Source organism: Brenneria tiliae, from assembly GCF_023347575.1.
Taxonomy (GTDB): Bacteria; Pseudomonadota; Gammaproteobacteria; order Enterobacterales; family Enterobacteriaceae; genus Brenneria; species Brenneria corticis.
Genome location: NZ_JAKPCB010000085.1, coordinates 1 through 22,280, shown reverse-complemented (window position 1 = coordinate 22,280; position 22,280 = coordinate 1). Strand labels below are relative to the sequence as shown.

Genomic DNA, 22,280 nt, shown 5'->3' with positions numbered 1-22,280 from the left:
AATGGCTGGAAGCGATTTTTCCCGTTATTTGTTTTTATTCTGCTCGATTTGTAACTGCGCCCGCCGAGTCGCCTGTTGCAACCGTTCCACCAGAACAGCCCGCGGCGGCAGGCTAGTCAGGTATTCCGCGACGTGGATACCTGACTTGTTCAGTTCCAGCAGTTCAATCTGCTCGGATTTCTTCCCGGTACAGAGAATGATACCTAAAGGTGGCGCTTCCTGTGGCTCACGTTCGTATTTGTCCAGCCAGCGCAGGTAAAGCTCCATCTGTCCCTTGTAGGCGGCCTTGAACTCACCCACTTTCAATTCAACCGCGACCAGACGCCGCAGCTTACGGTTATAGAACAAAAGGTCTAAATGGAAGTCCTCGTCGTCGATCTGGATGCGTTTCTGACGGGCGACGAAAGTAAATCCGACGCCAAGCTCCAACAGAAAGGATTCCATTTCCCGGACAATAGCCCCTTCAAGATCGTTTTCCTGCCAGCTATCACGCAGTCCCAGGAAATCGAGGATATAGGGATCGCGCATGACCAGCGCTGGCGATATGCGCTGCGCACCATGCAACGTTGCCAATTCCCGTGCGATTAATTCATCCGGTTGCAGGGACAGCGCCGTACGCTCATAGAGCATTGAGTCAATACGTTCACGTAACGTTCGTACACTCCAGCGTTCAGTGCTAGCCATGTGTGCGTAGTATTCCCGCTGTATAGACACTTTAAGCGGTAGCAACAGGACGAAATGAGACCAACACAATTGTCGCGACAATGTCGCGACAATTTGTTCGTCCGGAAAGACAGTCGCGAATTTGACCATCCGGCGCAAGTTCTTCTCCGCGAATCCGCGACCGTAGTCGTGAACCAACTGAGTCGCCAGGGTTGGTACGATTTCTGCCCCATAGTCTGCTCGCTGGCCCGCCAGAATCTCCGTGTGAATACGATATCCAATGCGCCAGAATAACAGAGTCAGCTCGGCATTAACCGCCGAAACGGTGCGCTGACGCGATGCTGCGATCAGTGTTCGAATATCTCCTAGCAAAACCGATGATTCGGCGTGAGTAACGGATGCCTTACGTTTGATCATACGGCTCCTCCCTGAACTTATTGTGCCACCGTGATAGCCTTACGCCGCCCACCCGTTCGACTGTCTTGCGCACGGGTTTATGCCATCGGGACGATAACCCCACACTTCGGACAGATTGCGTAAAACGCTAAGGGAACGGTTCGCTTTGGCGGGGTTGTGGGCCATATTCTTCAACATTGCCGCCACGTGCGGCCGCTGTACGTTCATGACTTGCATCCGCTCCAGAATTGGGATGATGTTACTATCGATAACACCTTGATAGCCATCCTGGCGTTGGGCTTATTGTGAACTTTGGAATAATCCTCCATAAATTTTGAAAATCGCCGGGTGCGATTTTCAACGTTGCCAGAGACGGCCTGAAGGGCGGCGGGCAAGACGGCCCGCCCCGGCGGATACCACTCTTAGGGAGTGATCGACACGCTTTTCACCTGCGCATAGAGCGGCAGATTCGGGCGCAGCGCCAGATCGTCCCGCGCCCAGGGCGTAATTCTCGCCCACAGGATTTGCTCGCCGACGGCGAGCTTCACCTCGATTTGATCCTCGACCTCAATACACTCCGCCACCCTGGCCGGCAGTATATTGCGGATGCTGCTCACCTGCGGCGGCTGAAGCACCAGCGACACGTCCGCGGCGTTAATGCGGATACGCAACGGCGTATTAACCGGCGCGTCAACCTTCCCCACCCACAGGCGCCGGTCGCCCAGCGACAGCGCCGTCATCGCGTAGCGGTCATGGTGCTCCAGCACGCGCACATTGAGTATGCTGCTCTGCTCTTCCCGCGGCAGCCAGGGACGTAACGCGCTGCTGGCCCAGACCTCCTCCAGCAGCCCCTGCGCTTTCACTTTGCCCCGATCCAGCACCAGCACCCGATCCGCCAGCCGCAGAATTTCCTCCATGCTGTGGCTGACATACAGAATGGGAATATTCACTTCTTTCGCCAGCCGCTCCAGATAAGGCAGCAGCTCGCGCTTGCGCGGCAGATCGAGGGAGGCCAGCGGCTCATCCATCAGCAGCAGTTGGGGAGCGGTCAATAATGCGCGGCCGATCGCCACGCGCTGCTTTTCACCGCCGGATAACGTCAGCGGATAGCGATTGAGCAGCGGGGCAATGCCCAACAGCGCGACAATATCATCAAACTGTTTGCCCATGGCCGCGGCCATGCCATAACGCAGATTACCGCGTACGCGATAATGAGGGAAAAGGCGCGCATCCTGGAACACATAGCCGATATGGCGCTTTTCCGGCGGCAGGAAAATCCCCCGCCCGGTGTCCGCCAACACGCGATCGTTGAGCAGGATACGCCCCGAGTCGGGCCGGGTTAAGCCGACGATGGCATTGATTAACGACGTTTTCCCCGCGCCGGAGACGCCAAAAACGGCGGTAATGCCGCTGGCGGGTAAATCCTCTTTAACGCTGAGCTTCAGATCGCCAAGCTGCTGGTTAAAATCGAGTTGCAGCATTATTCCCCCAACCGCTTACGGCTCCAGCGCGTCAGCCATTCCGACAATAATAACGACACCAGCGAGAGCGCAATCGCAATAACGCACAGCCGCGCGGCGGCGGATTCCGCGCCGGGCGTTTCGATCAGCGTATACATCGCCAGCGGGATGGTTCGCGTCTCCCCCGGAATATTGGAAACAAAAGTGATGGTGGCGCCGAACTCGCCCAGAGAACGGGCGAAAGCCAGAACCGTACCGACCACAATGCCGGGAAAAGAGAGCGGCAGGGTAATGGTGAAAAATACCCGCCAGGGCGCGGCGCCCAGCGTGCGCGCCGCCTGTTCAAGACGCCGGTCCACCGCTTCCAGCGACAAACGTATCGCTCTGACCATCAGGGGAAAAGCGACGATCGCCGACGCCAGCGCCGCGCCGCGCCAGCTGAAACTGAAGCTGAAACCAAACCAGTCATACAGCCAGACGCCAATTACCCCCCGGCGCCCCATCGCCACCAGCAACAGATAACCGATGACCACCGGCGGCAACACCAGCGGCAGATGGATCACGCTATCCAGCAGGGATTTACCCGGAAAGCGGCAGCGTACCAGAATCCACGCCGTCAGTATCCCCAGCGGCAGGCTGCAAATCACCGCCGCAACCGAAACCTTGAGGCTCAGCTCAACCGCCTGCCACTCGTAGTCGCTTAACATCATTAACGGGGGGTAAATCCATAGCGTTTAAACACCGCGGCGGCCTGCGGCGTTTTCAGATAGGCGTAAAAGGCGCTGACCGCCGGGTTTTGGCGATCTTTTACTATCGCCACCGGGTATTCCACCGGTTTGTGGCTGCTGGCCGGGAATTGTCCGATAACCTTGACTTTATTACTGACGATCACGTCGGAACCATACACGATACCCAAGGGCGCCTCTTCGCGTTCAACCAGCGCCATGGCGGCGCGTACGCTATTCGCCCGCGCCATCAGCGGAGAAAGTTCATCCCACGCTTTCAGGTTTTGCAGCGCTTCTTTGGCATAGATGCCGGCCGGAACGTGATCCGGGTCGCCAACCGCCAGACGTCCGCCTTGCAGCAGACTTTTCCAGTCGGTTTTATCATTGATGGCGATCTCTTTTTGCTGACTGCTCTTGGGGGCAATCACCACCAGTTCATTACCTAACAGCGTATGGCGACTATCCGCGTCGATCAGATTTTTATCCTGGACATAATCCATCCACTGCTGATCGGCGGAGATAAACAGCTCCGCCGGCGCCCCCTGCTCAATCTGCCGGGCCAGGGTTGACGACGACGCAAATGAGGCGACAACCGTAACGTTTTGCTCTTTCTGGTACTGTGCCGCAATCTCTTGCAGCGCGTTCGTCAGCGACGCCGCGGCGAATACCGTCACCTTTTCTTCCGCCGCCATTGCCGGCACCGCCATACCTGCGCCGAGCACCAGCGCCGTCAACCATTTAAACCATTGCCGTTTCATTTCCGTCTCCCGATTATTATCGTTGTGTAATTGATGATATAACGATAATTCCGCCAGTGTCTATGCGGTTTAACGGCAATTTGCGCAAACATCAGAAAAGCGCCCGGCGGCGTGCCGGGCGTCAGAATCGGAGGGGAATAAAAAATGAATCAAGACTGCTTTTTAGCGCGACGCTCTTCGGTATGACCAATTTTGGAAAGAACGTTAAATACTTCGCCGAGGCCGTAAATAGCGCCCAGAATAATCGCCATCATCACCGGTACCATGGCGATTGCAAACAGCAGGCTTTTCAATAATTCCAACATGCTTACCTCACTTATCGAACGGCTACCGTTACTTCAGTCGCTTACTCAACGAACGGTTTCACCGTAAGCTATCATAATCTTCGATCGGGAGTGTACCTCAACAAGAGAAAATAGCGCTGCCATTTGTGCGATTTGCCCCTGATGAAGAAAATGGCGACAATACAAAACATTAAAATCAGGCATCACTTACCCGGGCCCTTAGCCATGCAAGCTGAAATCCTCCTTACCCTGAAACTCCGGCAGCGTCTATTTGCCGATCCGCGCCGCATCGAATTACTGAAGCGGGTCCGCCAAAGCGGATCAATCAGTCAGGGCGCCAAAATGGCCGGGATCAGCTATAAAAGCGCCTGGGACGCCATCAACGAAATGAATCAGCTGGCCGAGCACACCCTGGTTGAGCGCATGACCGGCGGAAAAGGCGGCGGCGGCGCCCGCATAACGGGCTATGGCGAACGGCTGATTCAGCTTTATGACCTGCTGGGGCAAATTCAGCAAAAGGCTTTTGACGTCCTGCAGGAAGACAGTTTGCCGCTGGATAGCCTGCTGGCCGCCATCGCCCGTTTTTCGCTACAGACCAGCGCCAGAAATCAGTTTTTTGGCACCGTGCTCGCCCGCAGCGATCGACCGGTGCAACAGCATCTGGAAATTTTGCTCGCGGACGGAAAAACCACCATCGGCGCGTTGATTACCCGGCAAAGCGCCGAGCGTTTACAGCTCCGGCCGGGTAAAGAAGTGCTGGCGCTGATTAAGGCGCCGTGGGTGAATTTACGCGCGGGGTCGCCCCCGGATGCGTCAGCGGACAACGTGCTGCATGGGCGCATCGCCGGCATTCAGCCCGGTGCCGAAAACAGCGAAGTGCTGGTGACGCTGGCCGGCGGGGAAACGCTGTGCGCCACCGTCCCCAATGAGGTGGTCTCGCAACAGCAGCTCAGGCAGGATGGGGATGTCAGCGCTTATTTTGACGCCGATAAAGTCATTATCGCCACGCTCTGTTAAATATTGGCCGGCAGGCCATACGCTCCCGCATTCGCAGTTGCCGTCCGATTCGCTGACGAAGGATAAAAGATGTCGTTATTACATATATCGCAAGGGTTATTTCGGCTGAGTGATACCCGCATGCTGCGTCTGGATGAACTGACGCTGAGGAAAAATCAGTGCTCGGCGTTTGTCGGCGCAAACGGCAGCGGGAAATCGGCGCTGGCGCGGGCGCTGTCCGGCGAATTACCGCTGCTGAGCGGTGAACGCCGCTGCGATTTTCAGCGAGTCGTCCGCTTGTCGTTTGAGCAGTTGCAGCAGTTGGTCGCCGAGGAATGGCAGCGTAATAACACCGATATGCTGAGCGCCGACGAAGACGATACCGGGCGCACCACCGCCGAGGTGATTCAGGATAGGGTAAAAGATCGGGCGCGCTGTCAACGGCTTGCCCGGCAGTTTGGCATTGAACCGCTGCTGGAGCGCCGCTTCAAGTATCTCTCCACCGGCGAAACGCGCAAGACCATGCTGTGTCAGGCGCTGATGCCGCAGCCGGATCTGCTGATTCTCGACGAACCCTTCGACGGGCTTGACGTCGCCTCCCGCGGGCAACTTGCCGCGCAGCTGCCCGAGCTGGCCGCCCAGGGATATACGCTGGTGCTGATCCTGAATCGGTTTGACGATATTCCTGATTTTATCAATCACCTGGGCATTCTTGCCGACTGTACGCTGACCCGCATCGGAGAACGCGAACAGATCCTTTCGGAAGCCCTTATCGCCCAGTTGGCCTACGGCGAGAAACTGTCGGGCAGCGCCCTTCCCGAAGCGGAAAATCCGCGGCAGCACGCAAGGCTTCCCGCCGATCAACCGCGCATCACGCTGCGCAACGGGATCGTGCAGTATAACGATCGCCCGATACTGCACGGGCTGAACTGGGAGGTGCTGCCCGGCCAGCACTGGCAGATCGTCGGCCCGAACGGCGCGGGAAAATCCACCCTGTTGAGCCTGATCACCGGCGACCACCCGCAAGGCTACAGCAACGATCTCACGCTGTTCGGCCGCCGGCGCGGCAGCGGAGAAACCATCTGGGATATCAAACGGCATATCGGTTACGTCAGCAGCAGCCTGCATCTTGATTATCGCGTCAGCGTCAGCGTCCGAAACGTTATCCTGTCCGGTTTTTTCGATTCGATCGGCATTTATCAGGCCGTTTCCGACCGCCAGCGCCAGTTGACCGGTCAATGGCTGACCCTGCTGGGCCTGGACGGTCCCCTCGCGGATGCGCCGTTCCAGGCTTTATCCTGGGGACAACAGCGACTGGCGCTGATCGCCAGAGCGCTGGTTAAACACCCGGCCTTGCTGATCCTCGATGAACCGTTGCAGGGGCTGGATCCCCTTAACCGCCAGCTGGTGCGCCGCTGGCTGGATATCCTGATTGGGGAAGGCGATACGCAACTGCTGTTTGTCTCCCACCACGCCGAGGACGCGCCGCAGTGCATTACCCACCGGCTAACCTTTATCGCCGGAGATGAGGCGTATGACTACCAAACGGAAGAAATTCCTCCCGCTTCCCGGCAATAACAGGCTGAAGAGTGAAGATGTTCAGGATTCTGATTGCTTTCCCGGCATAAAGTCACAATCCTATGACGCTGGTACGTGGAAATATAAGCGGTGATAACGATACCACTCAAAAAATATCCACGTAGCAGAAGCGGCTACTTAAACTTTTTACTTACGTTTACCTGTTAAAATAATCATCGATAACGGGCGCTGTTTTCGCTGTAGATCACCTTTTTCAGCCACCAGCCATGTTATTTTTGCTGAAACGTCACAATAGAGGTCATTATGAACGTTCTTGTTACTGGTGGAAGCGGTTACATTGGCAGCCATACCTGCGTACAGTTACTGGCCGCCGGGCATCATCCCGTCATTCTCGACAATTTATGCAACAGCAAAGCCAGCGTGGTTAAAACCATCACGCAATTGACGGGCAAAGCCCCCGATTTTTACCAGGGCGATATCCGCGACGGCGCGTTGCTGAATGACATTTTTTCCCGCCACGCGATTGATGCGGTGATCCACTTTGCCGGCTTGAAAGCCGTAGGGGAATCCGTCCGCAAACCGATCGACTACTATGACAACAACGTCTACGGTACGCTGGCGCTGGTCGAAGCCATGAAGCGGGCCGGGGTGAAAAACCTGATTTTCAGCTCCTCCGCCACGGTTTACGGCGACCAGCCGCGCATCCCCTATCAGGAGAGCTTCCCGACGGGCCATCCCGCCAGCCCATACGGCCGCAGCAAACTGATGGTCGAACAGATTTTACAGGATTTGCAGCATGCGGAGCCTGAGTGGAGCATTACCCTGCTGCGCTATTTCAATCCGGTCGGCGCCCATCCTTCGGGCGAAATGGGCGAAGATCCGCAGGGTATTCCCAACAATCTGATGCCCTATATCGCCCAGGTTGCGGTCGGCCGCCGCGAATCGCTGGCCATTTTCGGCAATGACTACCCGACGGAGGACGGCACCGGCGTGCGCGATTATATCCACGTTGTCGATCTGGCCGACGGTCACGTCGCGGCGATGAATACGCTGCAAAACCGCGCCGGGGTGCATATTTACAATCTGGGCGCCGGCGTCGGCTACAGCGTTTTGCAGGTGGTTGAGGCTTTCAGTCGGGCATGCGGCAAGCCAGTTGCCCATCACTTCGCCCCGCGCCGTCAGGGCGATCTGGCCGCCTACTGGGCCGATGCGCAAAAAGCCGCCGACGACCTGAACTGGCGGGTAAAACGTTCGCTGCAAGAGATGGCGCAGGATACCTGGCGCTGGCAATCCGCCCATCCTAACGGCTACCCGGACTAACTTGAGCCACAGGAGCAAACGATGCTGAATGAAAAAACCGCGGCGCCGGACGGACGGCCGTTTCAGTTGACCTGGTTACAGAATGCGGCCGGTATGCGCGTTTGCCTGATGGACTGGGGCGCCACCTGGCTTTCCTGTCAGCTACCCATCCAGGACGACATCCGGGAGGTGCTGCTGGGCTGCGCATCGCCGGATCAATATCCACGGCAAAGCGCCTATCTCGGCGCCTCGATCGGCCGTTACGCCAACCGTATCGCCAACGCCACGATCCGTCGCGGTGATGATATCTTCCAACTGGACGCCAATCAGGACCAGCATCAGCTGCACGGCGGACCGCAAGGGTTCCACACCCGGCGCTGGCGCACTCTCAGTCAGGATGCGTCGCACGTCACCTATCAGCTCTATTCGCCGGATGGCGATCAGGGCTATCCGGGTCAGCTTAACGCCCAGGTATGTTATCGGCTGAGCGAAAATAACGCGCTGGAAATCGTCTATCAGGCCACCGCGGAGAAAGCCTGTCCGGTGTGCCTGACCAATCACGCCTATTTTAACCTCGACGGCAGCCCGGGCGACGTACGCCAACATCAGCTGCAACTGTTCGCGGATTATTATCTGCCGGTAAACCCCGCGGGTATCCCCGGCGACCATCTCGCTCAGGTACAGGGCGGCGGGATGGATTTCCGGCAGCCTAAAACGCTGGCGCAGGACTTTCTGCGCGACCAGGATCAGATTGCCGTCGGCGGCTACGATCATGCCTATCTGTTGCACGGCACCTGCGGCGCCAGTGAAAGTCCGGCGGCGAATCTGTGGTCGTCCGATAGGCGGGTGTTAATGAGCGTATTTACCAGCGCTCCCGCCTTACAGCTTTACAGCGGAAACTTCCTGGCCGGTACGCCGTCGCGGGAAGGCGGCGGCTATGAAAATTACGCCGGGATAGCGCTGGAAAGCGAATTTCTGCCCGACAGCCCCAATCACCCGGAGTGGCCGCAGCCAGACTGCTGGCTGCGGCCGGGACAGGTGTACCGCTCCGACACGACTTACCAGTTTTTTTCGCAGTAGGCGACGACATACTGCCGCGGTTATTGCCGAATCGTCGTCCCCGCGGCCGCAGGCGGGGACCTGTTTTCGCAAACGGCGCCGAGGGTAAGAGATTCCCGCCTGCGCGGGAATGACGCCTTTTCTGTGCGGGTATAACACTTTTCCTGTGCGGGAATAATACTTTTGCCCGCGCGGGAATAACGCCTTTTCCGTCGTCCCCGCGGCTGTAGGCGGGGACCCGCTTCCGCATACGGCACCAAGGCAAGAGATTCCCGCCTGCGCGGGAATGACACTTTTTCTGTGCGGGTATAACACTTTTCCTGTGCGGGAATAATACTTTTGCCCGCGCGGGAATAACGCCTTTTCCGTCGTCCCCGCGGCTGTAGGCGGGGACCCGTTTCCGCATACGGCACCAAGGCAAGAGATTCCCGCCTGCGCGGGAATGACGCCTTTTCGTCGTCCCCGCGGCTGTAGGCGGGGACCTGCTTCCGCCGGCGGCCCGAGGTTGCAGAAAATACCCTACCCCCGCCAATTTACAAATCTCTTCAATTCGGTGCTTGCCCGGCACAAATCCCGGCGATTACACTGGCATAACGCTCTGTAAGGAAACGTTATGTCAGCATCCCGTTTATCGCCGTCGTTCATTCATCATCTGCGCAACAAAGGCAGGTGGGGATGGCTGTTGGCATTATGCTGGCTGTTTCTGAATGCGCAACTGGCCATCGCCGGGCATCAATGCGATTTGGCCGTCGGTCCAGATTCCCCGCTGATGCAGCATCAGGCGCATCTGCAACAGACAACTTCTCATCACTCCCACCATGATGTGATGCCGAAACCTACGGCCGACCAGCAAACGCCGCTGTGCGAAAAACACTGCGTGCCGGACTCCATCAAGAAGGACAACGCCTCCCTGGTGTTGCTGGCTCTTCCGGTCAGCAGCGAGCTGGCCCTGGCCGATCAGCCGCACGCGGTCAACTGCGCCAGCGAGGCCTGGTTTTCTCCCCCCGCCGCCGGTCCCCCGGCTGAAATCCGTTTCTGCCGCTTTAGAGAATAGCTCCACGATTGATGACCAACCTGCGCCAGCTGGCGTAATTGATTGTTATTCATCGTTTTTATGGAGCTATTATTATGCGTGTCACTCATACGGCGTTTCTCGCCTGTCTGCTTGTCTCTTCCCCGCTGTGGGCTAACGACCATCAGCACCACGCCGCGATCCCTGCGGATACCGCCGCCAAGACCTATCAGGCCAGCGGTACGGTTAAACAGTGGAACGCCGACAGCGTCACCATCGCCCACGGTCCGATTGCCGATTTACAGTGGCCGGCGATGACCATGGCGTTCCGGCTGCCGCAGCAGTCCGGCAAATTTGCGCCGTTGCCGGCGGAGACCCCCGTTGCGTTCAGTTTTATCCAGAGCGACAGCGGCTATACCCTGACCGCGATTACGCCACAGCAAAAATAAGCGGGGAACGAACATGAACATATCCAAGCGGCTCTCAACCGGAGCGTGGCTGGCGATGTTGCTGTGGCTGCCTGTCGCCTCCTTTGCGGCGGATCTGGACCTTGAACAGGCTTTACAGGCGGCGGAACGCTATTCCGCCGACCTGTCGGCCAATCAGCACCAGATCCGCGCGCTGCAAAACATGGCCGACTCCGCCACGCAACTCCCCGATCCGCAACTCAAGTTCGGCGTGGAAAACCTGCCGTTAGGCGGCAATAACGGCAGCCGCCTGACGCGTGAAGGCATGACGATGCAGCGTATCGGCGTTATGCAAACCTATGTCAGCAGCACCAAACGCGACAACAAGGCGCGGACTTTGCGCGTGGAAGCCGACAGCCTGCGCAGCAATCACGACATCATTCGCGCCCGGCTGCAACGGGAAACCGCTCAGGCCTGGCTGGAACTGGCGCTGTCGCGACAGTCGCTGCAAGACGTGCGCTCGCTGGTCAACGAAAGCCAGCGGCAGATTGCACTGCAAAAAGCCGGCGTCGCCGCGGGAGGAGAAGCCAGCAGCGTGCTGGAGGCCCGCCTGACGCTGGCGGAGATGCAGGATAAATTGGCCGATGCCGAACGGGATGTGCAGATAGCGAAAGCGCGAATGGTGCAACTTACCGGCGTGCCGGATATCAACGTGCGCGGCGCGCTGCCCCGCATCGAACGTTTGCCCGCCTCACCTGAACAACTGAGTAAAACCATCCACCTGCACCCGGAAATGCAGCTGGCGCAGCGCGAATCCGAGCTGGCTCAGGCGCGGTCGGCGCAGTCCGCGGTGGCGGCCATCCCCGACGTGGGCGTCGAAGTCTATTACGCCAAACGCGGGGATAACTACGACGATATGGCCGGCATGATGGTGACGGTCGACCTGCCGCTGTTTAAATCCCAACGGCAGGATAAAGACTACGCCGCCGACGTGGCCCGCAGCCAGGAGGCCCGCGACAGGGTGCTGTTGACCGGCCGGGAGCATCAGGCGCAGCTCGATACGCTGATAGCGCAGTATCAGGCGGCCCAGTCACGCTGGCAGCGCCAGAAAAATGAGGTGCTTCCCCTCCAGCAGCAGCGCAACAAGCTGATGCAGGCCCAGTATCAGTCCGGCGGCAGCAACCTTGCCGACGTGCTGGAGGCGCGGCGCGCCATGCTGGAAAGCCAAATCGCCACGCTGAACGCCACGCGGGAAATGGCGCAGCTTTGGGCGGCCATTCGCTATCTGACGCCACAGGGGAACCCATTACAATGAATAAGCCATTAACTCTCGGCCTGCTTACCCTGGCGATCGTCAGCGCTGTCGGCGGCGGTTATTTCTGGGGCAGCCAGCAATATCGGGCGGCGGCGCCCGCCTCTCCGGCGGCGGCCGAACGTCCCGTGCTGTACTGGTACGATCCGATGGTGCCCGATAAACGCTTCGATAAACCGGGTAAATCGCCGTTTATGGATATGCAGCTGGTTCCGCGTTACGCCGATGAGGCGCAGGACGACGGCGGCGTGACCATCAGCGCCCGCCAGCAGCAGAATCTGGGGGTGCGCATCGCCCGGGCGGAAATACGCACCGTCAACGCGCAAACGTCGGGCTATGGCACCGTGGCGCTGAATGAACGCGGTCTGCGCACGCTGGTCGCCCCCAGCGGCGGCATTGTCGAACAGCTTGCGGTGAACGCGCCGCAACAGCAGGTAAAGCAAGGGGAAACGCTGGCTACGCTGTGGAACCCGGCCTGGGCGGCGGCGCAGCAGGAGTATCTGGCGGTGCGGCAATTCGGCGACCCTTCGCTGACGCAGGCGGCGCGGCAAAAGCTGGCGCTGTCGTTTATGCCGGAAGCGGTGATTCGCCAGGTGGAGCGCAGCGGCAAGCCACAGCCGCGCATGACGATTACCGCGCCGCAAGCCGGTTACGTGAATAAGCTGGAAGTGCGCGCCGGGATGCAGCTCACCCCGGCGCAGCCGTTATTCGAGTTGGCGAGTCTGGACCCGGTCTGGGTGGAAGTGGATTACCCGGAAGCCCAGGCCGCGCAGCTGAGCGTTGGCAGCGAGGTGGTCGCCGGCAGCAGCGCCTGGCCGGGAAAAACCTTCAGCGGAAAAGTCAGCGAACTGCTGCCGGTGCTGGACAGCGCCACCAGAACGCTGAAAGCCCGCGTCATCCTGGAGAACCCCGAGCATCAGCTAAAACCGGGCATGTACCTCTCCGTACGGATTGCCGGCCCGCAGCCGCAACGGCTATTGATGATACCGCAACAGGCCTTGCTGGTGAGCGGCAGCCACAACCGGGTACTGCTGAGCGCAGGGGACGGCCATTTCGTACCGCGCAACGTCACCGTCGGCATCACCCACAACGACTGGACGGAGATCACCGCCGGGCTGAACGAAGGCGACGACGTCGTGACGTCAGGTCAGTTCCTGATTGACTCCGAGGCCAGCCTGCGCAGCTCGCTCGCCCAGTTTGGCGATGAACGGCAGGAGAACGATGGGGCAAATAGCGCCAGCTATCAAACCCAGGGGGTGATCAAGGCCGTCAACGGCAATCGGCTCACCATCGAGCATGACGCCGTGCCGGCGCTTAACTGGTCGCCGATGACCATGGATTTCACCCTGCCGCCAGAGGGCCTGCCGCCGGGTATCGGCATCGGCAGCCAGGTCGGCTTCCAGTTCCGCATGGACGACGGCGGCATTCATATTCAGCAGATCTCGCCCCTTGACGCGTCCCACGCCGAGCATGGAGGCCACCAATGATCGCCTACGTTATCCGCTGGTCGTTGAAAAACCGGCTGCTGGTGCTGCTGGCCGCGTTGCTTATGGCGGCCTGGGGGATAATGTCCCTGCAGAAAACGCCGCTGGACGCCCTCCCCGATCTTTCCGACGTACAGGTCATCATCCGCGTCAGCTATCCGGGCAAAGCCCCTCAGGTGGTGGAAAATCAGGTTACCTATCCCCTGACCACCACCATGCTGTCGGTGCCGGGGGCGAAAACGGTGCGCGGCTTCTCGATGTTCGGCGATGCCTACGTCTATATTCTGTTCGATGACGGCACCGACCCTTACTGGGCGCGCGCCCGGGTGCTGGAATACCTCAGCCAGGTGCAGTCCAGCCTGCCGGCGGAAGCCAAAACCGCGCTGGGACCGGATGCCACCGGCGTCGGCTGGATCTATGAATACGCCCTGGTGGACCGCAGCGGTAAGCATAGCCTGGCCGACCTGCGCGCCCTGCAGGACTGGCTGCTCAGGTTCGAACTGAAAACCGTGCCTAACGTCGCCGAGGTCGCCAGCGTCGGCGGCATGGTGAAGCAGTATCAGGTGGTGGTCGATCCCGAGCGGATGCGCACGCAGAATATTACCCATCAGCAGATTATCAGCGCCATTCAGGCGGCGAATCAGGAGAGCGGCGGCTCGGTGCTGGAGCTGGGGGAAGCGGAATATATGGTGCGCACCTCCGGCTATCTGCACAGCGCGCAGGATTTCAATCAGGTGGTGATTACCGTTCGTAACGGCATTCCGGTGTTGCTGCAGGACGTCGCCACCCTGCGGGAAGGACCGGAAATGCGCCGGGGCATCGCCGAGCTGAACGGCGAAGGCGAAGTGGCGGGCGGCATCATTGTGCTGCGCTATGGCAAAAACGCCCTGGAAACTTTGCATGCGGTCAAGGCGCGGCTAAATGAAATCCAGAAAAGCCTGCCCGCCGGGGTGGAAATCGTCCCCACCTACGACCGCTCGCAGCTGATTGAACACGCCATCGAAACGCTCAGCCATAAGTTACTGGAAGAGTTTGCGGTGGTGGCGGTGATCTGCGCCCTGTTTCTGTTTCATTTCCGCTCGGCGCTGGTGGCGATTATCAGCCTGCCGCTGGGCATCCTCGGGGCGTTTATTATCATGCGCTATCAGGGGGTGAACGCCAACATCATGTCGCTGGGCGGTATCGCGATCGCCATCGGCGCCATGGTGGACGCGGCCATCGTAATGATAGAAAACATGCACAAGGTGGTTGAGCAGTGGCGTCACGATCACCCGGGGGAAACGCCGCGCGAGAAGGACTGGTGGCGGTTGACCGAGCGCGCCGCCACCGAAGTCGGCCCGGCTCTGTTTTGCAGCCTGCTGATCATTACGCTGTCGTTCGTGCCGGTATTTTCGCTGGAAGCGCAGGAGGGGCGCATGTTTTCCCCGCTGGCCTTCACCAAAACCTATGCGATGGCGGTGGCCGCCGGACTGGGGATCACCCTGGTGCCGGTGCTGATGGGCTATTTCGTGCGAGGGAAAATCCCCGATGAGCAGGCTAATCCGCTCAACCGCTGGCTGATCGCCGCCTATCACCCGGTGCTGCAGAAAGTGCTAAGCTACCCCAAAACCACCCTGCTGATTTCCGGCGCATTACTGCTGCTCACCCTGTTCCCTCTCAGCCGCCTCGGCAGTGAATTTATGCCGCCGCTGGATGAGGGGGATCTGCTGTATATGCCGTCGACCCTGCCCGGCATCTCCGCCCGGGAAGCGGCGCGGCTGCTGCAGCAGACCGACCGGCTGATCAAAACCATTCCCGAGGTCGAGTCGGTTTTCGGTAAAGCCGGCAGAGCGGAAACCGCCACCGACCCCGCGCCGCTCACCATGCTGGAAAGCACCATTCGCCTGAAACCGCGCGACCAGTGGCGACCGGGAATGACCATGGACAAGCTGATCGCCGAACTGGACGCCACCGTCAACCTGCCGGGGATCGCCAACGTCTGGGTGCCGCCGATCCGCAACCGTCTGGATATGCTGGCGACCGGCATCAAAAGCCCGGTGGGCATCAAGGTGAACGGCAACAATCTGCAGGATATCGAACGTATTGCGGCGCAAATCGAACGGGTGGTGAAAAACGTGCCGGGCGTGACGTCCGCCCTGGCCGAACGTCTGGCCGGCGGCCGCTATATCGATATCGATATCGACCGCCAGCGGGCCGCCCGCTACGGCGTGTCGGTGGAGGAGTTGCAGTCGCTGGTGGCGACCTTGATCGGCGGGCAGAATATCGGCGAAACCATTGAAGGGCGCCAGCGCTACCCCATCAATATCCGCTATCCGCGCGAACTGCGCGACTCGCTGGAAAAGCTGCGGGATTTGCCGGTGGTGACGGAGAGCGGCGCCCGCGTTGCCCTGTCCGAGCTGGCGAATATCCGCGTCAGTGAAGGTCCGCCGATGCTGAAAAGCGAGAACGGCCGCCTTTCCGACTGGATTTACGTCGACCTGCGCGGCCGGGATCTGAAATCGGCCGTTGAGGAAATGCAGCAGGTCGTTGCGCAGCAGGTGACGCTGCCGGAAGGGGTTTCGCTAAGTTGGTCGGGGCAGTTCGAATATCTGGAGCGCGCGACGGAGAAAATGAAAATCGTCGTGCCCTTCACGCTGCTGATTATTTTCGTGCTGCTGTATGTCACCTTTAACCGGGTCAAGGATGCCCTGCTGATTATGGCGACCCTGCCCTTTGCGCTGATCGGCGGCGTCTGGCTGCTGTATATCCTCGGCTATAATCTCTCTGTGGCCGGCGCGGTGGGATTTATCGCCCTGGCGGGCGTCTCGGCCGAATTTGGCGTTATTATGCTGCTGTATCTCAATCATGCGGTGGAAAAACATCGTCTGCCGGGACAGCCGTTATCACGGCGGCAGCTGATGGACGCCATCCATGAAGGGGCGGTACTGCGGGTGCGGCCGAAAATGATGACCGTCGCGACCATTATGGCCGGCCTGCTGCCCATTATGTGGGGCGGCGGCAGCGGTTCGGAAATCATGCAGCGCATCGCCGCGCCGATGATCGGCGGAATGGTCAGCGCGCCGCTGCTTTCCATGCTGGTGATCCCGGCGGTGTATCTGTTATTGCATAGGAACGATGCGCAATAGCTGAAACGATAAAGCCGGAGCGTGATTTTGAACAAATATCGGGCTGATAAATCACGCCGCCGGCGACTATCGATTGCCGATAACCGTTTCCCGCCCCTATAATGGAGCCAATTATCACAGAAATCTTAGCACATGAAGGAGTTTAGCTATGGCTGTAACTAAGCTGGTACTGGTACGACACGGTGAAAGTCAGTGGAACAACGAAAACCGTTTCACCGGCTGGTACGACGTTGATCTGTCCGACAAGGGCCGTACAGAAGCGAAAGCCGCAGGCAAGTTGCTTAAAGACGAAGGTTTTTCCTTTGACTTCGCTTACACCTCCGTGCTGAAACGCGCCATCCATACGCTGTGGAGCATCCTGGACGAGCTGGATCAAGCCTGGCTGCCGGTGGAAAAATCCTGGAAGCTGAACGAGCGTCATTACGGCGCGCTGCAAGGGCTGAACAAAGCGGAAACCGCTGAAAAATACGGCGACGATCAGGTAAAACAGTGGCGTCGCGGCTTTGCGGTTACGCCGCCGGAACTGACTCGCGATGACGAGCGCTTCCCGGGGCACGACCCGCGTTACGCCTCTCTGAGCGACAAAGAGCTGCCGCTGACCGAAAGCCTGGCGCTGACCATTGAGCGCGTGGTTCCCTACTGGAACGAAACCATTCTGCCGCGCATCAAAAGCGGCGAGCGCGTGGTTATCGCCGCTCACGGCAACTCGCTGCGCGCGCTGGTCAAATACCTGGATAACCTGGGCGAAGATGAAATTCTTGAGCTGAATATCCCGACCGGCGTGCCGTTGGTGTATGAGTTTGATGAAAACTTCAAGCCGATCAAACGCTACTATCTGGGCAACCAGGATGAAATCGCCGCTAAAGCGGCGGCGGTAGCCAATCAGGGTAAAGCCAAGTAACTATCCTGAACCGATAAAAAATCGCCGGGAGCGATTTTCAACGTCGCTTGCGACGGCCCGCCAGGGTGACGGGCAGGAAGCCCGTCATAAAAAACCCGGCGCCGTGCCGGGTTTTTTATTGAGCGCCATTCCGCTTACCGGCTGCGGCGATCGCGCACCGCGGCCGCCAGGCGGCGCAGCAGCACGTCGGTATCTTCCCAGCCGATACAGGCATCCGTCACGCTCTTGCCGTATACCAGCGGCTCGCCGCCTTCCAGATTCTGGTTGCCTTCCACCAGATGGCTTTCCACCATTACGCCCACAATCGCTTTTTCGCCCTGCGCGATCTGGCGGCCGACGTCTTCACCCACTTCCATCTGCTTTTTGAACTGCTTGCTGCTGTTCGCGTGGCTGAAGTCGATCATCACCTGCGGCGGCAGACCGGCTTTTTCCAGACCGCTCTTAACCTCTTTAACGTGCTCCGCACTGTAGTTCGGCGTTTTGCCGCCGCGCAGAATAATGTGACAATCGCGGTTGCCGCTGGTATTAACGATGGCCGAATGTCCCCACTTGGTGACCGACAGGAAGCAGTGCGGCGCGCTGGCGGCGTTAATCGCGTCGATCGCCACCTTGATGGTGCCGTCGGTGCCGTTCTTGAAACCGACCGGGCAAGACAGGCCGGAAGCCAGTTCACGGTGCACCTGGGATTCGGTCGTCCGGGCGCCGATGGCGCCCCAGCTCATCAGGTCCGCCAGATATTGCGGGGTGATCATATCCAGAAACTCGCCCGCGGCGGGCATGCCGGCATCATTGATATCCAGCAGCAGCCGGCGGGCAATGCGCAGGCCGTCATTGATCTGGAAGCTGTGATCCATATGAGGATCGTTAATCAACCCTTTCCATCCGACCGTGGTGCGCGGCTTTTCAAAATAAACCCGCATCACCACTTCCAGATCGTCACGCAGTTCATGACGCAGCTTAAGCAGACGGGCGGCATATTCCTTGGCGGCTTCCGGGTCGTGAATAGAGCAAGGGCCGATAACCACCAGCAGGCGGTCGTCATTGCGATTAAGAATTTTGTGAATGGCGGAACGCGCGAGCGACACCGTTTCTGCGGCATGGTCGGTGGCCGGGAATTTCTCCAACAGCGCCACCGGCGGCAAAAGTTCCTTAATTTCTTTAATCCTTAAATCATCATTTTGGTAATTCATCGTCATTCCATCAATTCCAGGGCGGTATTTCGCACCGCCCTCAATGCGCCATCCCTATGCAAGATAGCCGTAAGATTGAAAAACAAAACTTTTCATCGTGCAGACTGGCTATTATATATCAAGCAGACGACTTCATGGCGTTGAAATAGGTCGAGTCTACATAATCAACTACTCGACGGCTATCCAACGCAGGATGAAGGTTGCAGGTTGGCGCTCTGAGCTTATGCCCGGCTTACAGGCTGCGCGATAACGGCCTGGAGCGGTTTTCCCCGGCGCTTTTAATCCACAGCCAGGAGCCGTTCAAGGCGATCAGCGTCAGAATGGCGTATTCCACCGCCATGGCGTAAACCCCCTGATAGGCGAAAATCACCACGCTGATAACGTCAATGACCACCCACAGCAGCCAGTTTTCCACGTATTTACGCGTCATCAGGATCATGGCGACGATCGACAGGACCATCATGGTGGAATCCCAGAACGGGAAAGCATCCGGCTGTAATTCCGGCATCTGCGCGCCCAGTCCGAGCGCCTGCATAGCGGAGACCGCAATACGCGTCAGCACGGCGAATACGGCGTCGATATAGCGGGTCATCAGCCCGATGGCCACCACGCACACCGCGGTCCAGCCGAGCAGTTTCGGCAGCGGCAGCCAGCGGACCTTGAGCTCCAACTGATTCGCATCCGTCTTGCGCGACCAGGCGTACCAGCCATAAATATTGGCGGCAAAAAAGAAAATCTGTAACAGCAGACTGGCGTAGAGCTGGATCTGGAAAAAAATCACCGCAAACAGCGTGACATTAATCAAACCAAATAAATAGTTAATGGTTTTTTCCTGACTTGCCAGCCAGATACAAAGCAGCCCGAATAGCGTGCCGACCGCTTCTATCCAGGAAAGGTCGTATCCCCCCGCCCCCAAAGGGATATGAACCAAAATATTACCGGTACTGAAAAAATCCATCTCGCCATCCTGTCTTAATCATCATCCACAAGGTTTTTTAGGTATATCAATGCATAAGCATAAATAAAAACCATAATCCATCAGGCATTGCCGCGTACGCGCAACTTCAGTGTAGCAGCAAACTCGAGCATTCGATTCAGCGGAACCAGCGCGCCTTCCCTCAGCGCCGCATCGACATGAATTTCATGCGTCTCGCCGCTCTGTTCCAGGCCTTCGGCAATCGCCTGCAACCCGTTCATCGCCATCCAGGGGCAGTGCGCGCAGCTGCGGCAGGTCGCCCCTTCGCCGGCGGTCGGCGCTTCCAGCAAGGTTTTGCCAGGACACGCCTGCTGCATTTTGTAGAAAATGCCGCGATCGGTGGCCACAATCAGCTCCCGCTGCGGCAGGGTTCTGGCGGCCTGAATAAGCTGGCTGGTGGAGCCGACGGCATCGGCCATCTCCACCACGCTGTGCGGCGATTCCGGATGCACTAAAATAGCGGCGTCGGGATAGAGCGTTTTCATACGCTTTAAGGCCTGGGTTTTAAATTCATCATGCACGATGCAGGCCCCCTGCCAGCACAGCACATCGGCGCCGGTTTGCTTTTGCACATAGCTTCCCAGGTGGCGATCCGGCGCCCAGATGATCTTTTCCCCCAGGCTATCCAGATGTTCAATCAGCTCCACCGCGATACTGGAGGTGACCACCCAGTCGGCACGCGCTTTTACCGCCGCCGACGTATTGGCGTACACCACCACGGTGCGGTCGGGATGCGCGTCGCAAAAGCGGTTGAAGGCTTCAATGGGGCAGCCGAGATCGAGCGAGCATTCGGCCTCGAGCGTCGGCATCAGCACCGTTTTTTCCGGGTTCAGGATCTTTGCCGTTTCGCCCATAAAACGCACGCCCGCCACCAACAGCGTCGAGGCGGGGTGCGTGCTGCCAAAGCGCGCCATCTCCAGCGAGTCGGCGACGCAGCCGCCGGTTTCCTCCGCCAGAGATTGAATTTCCGGATCGGTATAGTAATGCGCCACCATCACCGCATCGCGCTGCCGCAATAGCGTTTTTATTCTGCTGCGGTAGCGCTGCTTTGCTTCATCCGATAACGGCTTAGGCTTCGCCGGAAAGGGATAAATAGTTTCATTGCTATCAAAAAGGATGTTCATTATGGATTTCCATGATGACAACTCAGGGGCCTGAACGCGCAAAAACACCCCATTCAGGCCGTAGTGTTTTTTATCCTAAACAAATTAGCGAAAAAAAAGCGCGAAGTCGCTCTGTTTTTGCATAAATATCGTTTTTTTGTTTATTGCATTAAAAAATTGTCGGGAACAATTTTTAACGTTGCGCAGCAACGACCCGAAGGGTGACGGGCAGGAAGCCCGTCATAGCAAATGTCGGGAACAATTTTTAACGTTGCGCAGCAACGGCCCGCAGGGTGACGGGCAGGAAGCCCGTCATAGCAAATGTCGGGAACAATTTTTAACGTTGCGCAGCAACGGCCCGTAGGGTGACGGGCAGGAAGCCCGTCATAGCAAATGTCGGGAACAATTTTTAACGTTGCGCAGCAACGGCCCGTAGGGTGACGGGCAGGAAGCCCGTCATAAAATCAGGTTTGGACTTCAGGCAAAGAATCGATGCCAATACAGCGATATGGGGATGACCAGAAACAGCGCGGGGAGAAAGTTCACCACGGCGAAGGTCTTAATCTGCGCAATCCGCAGCCCCACCGCAATCATGATAATGCCGCCGCAGGCGGAGAAATCACCGGACGAGACCTCCGTCATAAACGGCATAATCAGCTTGGCGGAGAAAAACAGCAGCGACTGGACAATAAGCTGGGGGATGGCGATCGACATAACCGCGACACCCAGCGTAATGGAAAAAATCAACGCGGTGAAAATATCCAGCGCGGATTTGATAATCAGCAACTGGTAGTCGCCGTTCAGCCCTTCGGTCAGCGCCCCGACGACCCCGGTGCCGCTGGCGCAGAACAGCACGATAAGCGCGGTGAAATTCTGCGAGTAAACCTCCTGCGGCAGGCGATGCTCAGGCGCCGGAACTATACGGCTGAGCGCGCGTTGCACCGCAGTCCCCGCTTTCTGTACCCCGTACTCCATACGCAATAATTCGCCGGCCGCGACGCCAATGATGATCGCCAGCGCCACCGCGGGCAGCTGCTGCACTTTAATAACCAGCGTAATGCCCATTGCTATCGACACCATGGCGAATGCCGGCGGCAGCCCGTCCTGCAATCGCTGCGGGATAAAACGCCGCAGCACGATGCCAAGCCCGCCGCCGATAATAATGGCGGCGGCATTAATCAAAGGACCGATCATAAAACTCCCTTACCACTGCTATCGTGCTTACCTCATAACATATAGCCCACGGGCTGATAGAAATACCGACGGCTATACGGTCCCTTTCGGAGGACTAAAGAAACGTAATATACAGCAAACCGTCGGATAACGGGGAAACGGTCATGGCTGAATATGGCAAGAGGAGAATATCAGGAAGAGAGCGTTCAGAATTCCGTGTCACAATAAAATCGTTATAGCGTAATCACGTTATTCAGCCGTCCGTCAAAATAAATGGCTAACTGCGACAATGTCAAATTCCAGTTCTGGAGCGGCATTGTCCATTTTGCCTGCGCATTCATCAGCCCCAGATAAAGTAGCTTTAACAGGCTGTTTTCGTTAGGGAATGCGCCTTTGGTTTTCGTCAACTTCCTGAACT

Annotated in this window: 19 protein-coding genes and 1 pseudogene; 10 read left to right on the top strand and 10 right to left on the bottom strand. The window is 58.1% G+C overall.

The features are described 5' to 3' along the window. Positions 1-24 precede the first annotated feature (24 nt). The 5 genes from MFP24_RS02110 to MFP24_RS02085 form a co-directional block, all read right to left on the bottom strand. Entirely contained in the window at positions 25-1,080 is a 1,056-nt protein-coding gene (locus tag MFP24_RS02110; RefSeq protein ID WP_249228955.1) for a PDDEXK nuclease domain-containing protein, read from the bottom strand. A 401-nt stretch (positions 1,081-1,481) separates the two neighbouring features. Continuing rightward, a complete protein-coding gene (modC, locus tag MFP24_RS02100; RefSeq protein WP_249228954.1) occupies positions 1,482-2,540 on the bottom strand; it encodes a molybdenum ABC transporter ATP-binding protein ModC in 1,059 nt (352 codons plus the stop codon). Further along, positions 2,540-3,229: a molybdate ABC transporter permease subunit gene (modB, locus tag MFP24_RS02095; RefSeq protein ID WP_249228953.1), complete on the bottom strand. Its 690-nt coding sequence runs from the start codon at positions 3,227-3,229 to the stop codon at positions 2,540-2,542. Before modB ends, modC begins: the two co-directional genes overlap by 1 nt. Continuing rightward, positions 3,229-4,002, bottom strand: a complete 774-nt coding sequence (gene modA / locus MFP24_RS02090) for a molybdate ABC transporter substrate-binding protein (RefSeq protein ID WP_249228952.1) — start codon at positions 4,000-4,002, stop codon at positions 3,229-3,231. The genes modB and modA overlap by 1 nt, the downstream gene beginning before the upstream one ends. 149 nt (positions 4,003-4,151) lie before the next feature. Continuing rightward, the gene (locus MFP24_RS02085) at positions 4,152-4,307 is read right to left on the bottom strand and encodes an AcrZ family multidrug efflux pump-associated protein (RefSeq protein WP_249228951.1); all 156 of its coding nucleotides are present in this window, start codon (positions 4,305-4,307) and stop codon (positions 4,152-4,154) included. A 204-nt stretch (positions 4,308-4,511) separates the two neighbouring features. Between MFP24_RS02085 and modE the strand changes: the two genes are divergently transcribed. The 10 genes from modE to gpmA all read left to right on the top strand — a co-directional run bounded on the left by modE (position 4,512) and on the right by gpmA (position 17,420). Continuing rightward, positions 4,512-5,303, top strand: coding sequence for a molybdenum-dependent transcriptional regulator (gene modE / locus MFP24_RS02080; protein WP_249228950.1), 792 nt, complete (start codon positions 4,512-4,514; stop codon positions 5,301-5,303). Between the two features lie 69 nt (positions 5,304-5,372). Then, positions 5,373-6,860 carry a molybdate ABC transporter ATP-binding protein ModF gene (gene modF, locus MFP24_RS02075; protein ID WP_249228949.1) on the top strand — a complete coding sequence of 496 codons (1,488 nt, stop codon included), beginning with the start codon at positions 5,373-5,375 and terminating at the stop codon, positions 6,858-6,860. 264 nt (positions 6,861-7,124) lie between these two features. Further along, positions 7,125-8,141 (top strand): UDP-glucose 4-epimerase GalE, encoded by a 1,017-nt coding sequence (galE, locus tag MFP24_RS02070; protein WP_249228948.1) that lies wholly within the window; start codon positions 7,125-7,127, stop codon positions 8,139-8,141. A gap of 21 nt (positions 8,142-8,162) precedes the next feature. Continuing rightward, positions 8,163-9,200, top strand: a complete 1,038-nt coding sequence (gene galM / locus MFP24_RS02065; protein WP_249228947.1) for a galactose-1-epimerase — start codon at positions 8,163-8,165, stop codon at positions 9,198-9,200. 592 nt (positions 9,201-9,792) lie between these two features. Beyond that, positions 9,793-10,233, top strand: coding sequence for a hypothetical protein (locus tag MFP24_RS02060; protein ID WP_249228946.1), 441 nt, complete (start codon positions 9,793-9,795; stop codon positions 10,231-10,233). A 74-nt stretch (positions 10,234-10,307) separates the two neighbouring features. Then, positions 10,308-10,640 carry a copper-binding protein gene (locus MFP24_RS02055; protein WP_249228945.1) on the top strand — a complete coding sequence of 111 codons (333 nt, stop codon included), beginning with the start codon at positions 10,308-10,310 and terminating at the stop codon, positions 10,638-10,640. A 13-nt stretch (positions 10,641-10,653) separates the two neighbouring features. After that, complete coding sequence (locus tag MFP24_RS02050) at positions 10,654-11,913, top strand: TolC family protein (RefSeq protein WP_249228944.1); 1,260 nt, start codon at positions 10,654-10,656, stop codon at positions 11,911-11,913. Continuing rightward, positions 11,910-13,397 (top strand): efflux RND transporter periplasmic adaptor subunit, encoded by a 1,488-nt coding sequence (locus MFP24_RS02045; protein WP_249228943.1) that lies wholly within the window; start codon positions 11,910-11,912, stop codon positions 13,395-13,397. Before MFP24_RS02050 ends, MFP24_RS02045 begins: the two co-directional genes overlap by 4 nt. Further along, entirely contained in the window at positions 13,394-16,519 is a 3,126-nt protein-coding gene (locus MFP24_RS02040) for an efflux RND transporter permease subunit (RefSeq protein ID WP_249228942.1), read from the top strand. Before MFP24_RS02045 ends, MFP24_RS02040 begins: the two co-directional genes overlap by 4 nt. A gap of 148 nt (positions 16,520-16,667) precedes the next feature. Continuing rightward, entirely contained in the window at positions 16,668-17,420 is a 753-nt protein-coding gene (gpmA, locus tag MFP24_RS02035; protein WP_136167950.1) for a 2,3-diphosphoglycerate-dependent phosphoglycerate mutase, read from the top strand. A gap of 134 nt (positions 17,421-17,554) precedes the next feature. On the opposite strand, the gene aroG is transcribed toward gpmA, so the two are convergent. The 5 genes and pseudogenes from aroG to MFP24_RS02010 all read right to left on the bottom strand — a co-directional run. Next, positions 17,555-18,610: a 3-deoxy-7-phosphoheptulonate synthase AroG gene (gene aroG / locus MFP24_RS02030; protein WP_249228941.1), complete on the bottom strand. Its 1,056-nt coding sequence runs from the start codon at positions 18,608-18,610 to the stop codon at positions 17,555-17,557. A 232-nt stretch (positions 18,611-18,842) separates the two neighbouring features. Next, positions 18,843-19,568 carry a nicotinamide riboside transporter PnuC gene (gene pnuC, locus MFP24_RS02025; protein WP_249228940.1) on the bottom strand — a complete coding sequence of 242 codons (726 nt, stop codon included), beginning with the start codon at positions 19,566-19,568 and terminating at the stop codon, positions 18,843-18,845. Positions 19,569-19,648: 80 nt separating this feature from the next. Continuing rightward, a complete protein-coding gene (nadA, locus tag MFP24_RS02020; RefSeq protein WP_249228939.1) occupies positions 19,649-20,710 on the bottom strand; it encodes a quinolinate synthase NadA in 1,062 nt (353 codons plus the stop codon). Between the two features lie 456 nt (positions 20,711-21,166). Further along, the gene (locus MFP24_RS02015) at positions 21,167-21,883 is read right to left on the bottom strand and encodes a DUF554 domain-containing protein (protein WP_249228938.1); all 717 of its coding nucleotides are present in this window, start codon (positions 21,881-21,883) and stop codon (positions 21,167-21,169) included. Positions 21,884-22,095: 212 nt separating this feature from the next. Next, positions 22,096-22,280: pseudogene (locus MFP24_RS02010) on the bottom strand (IS256 family transposase); the annotation flags it as partial.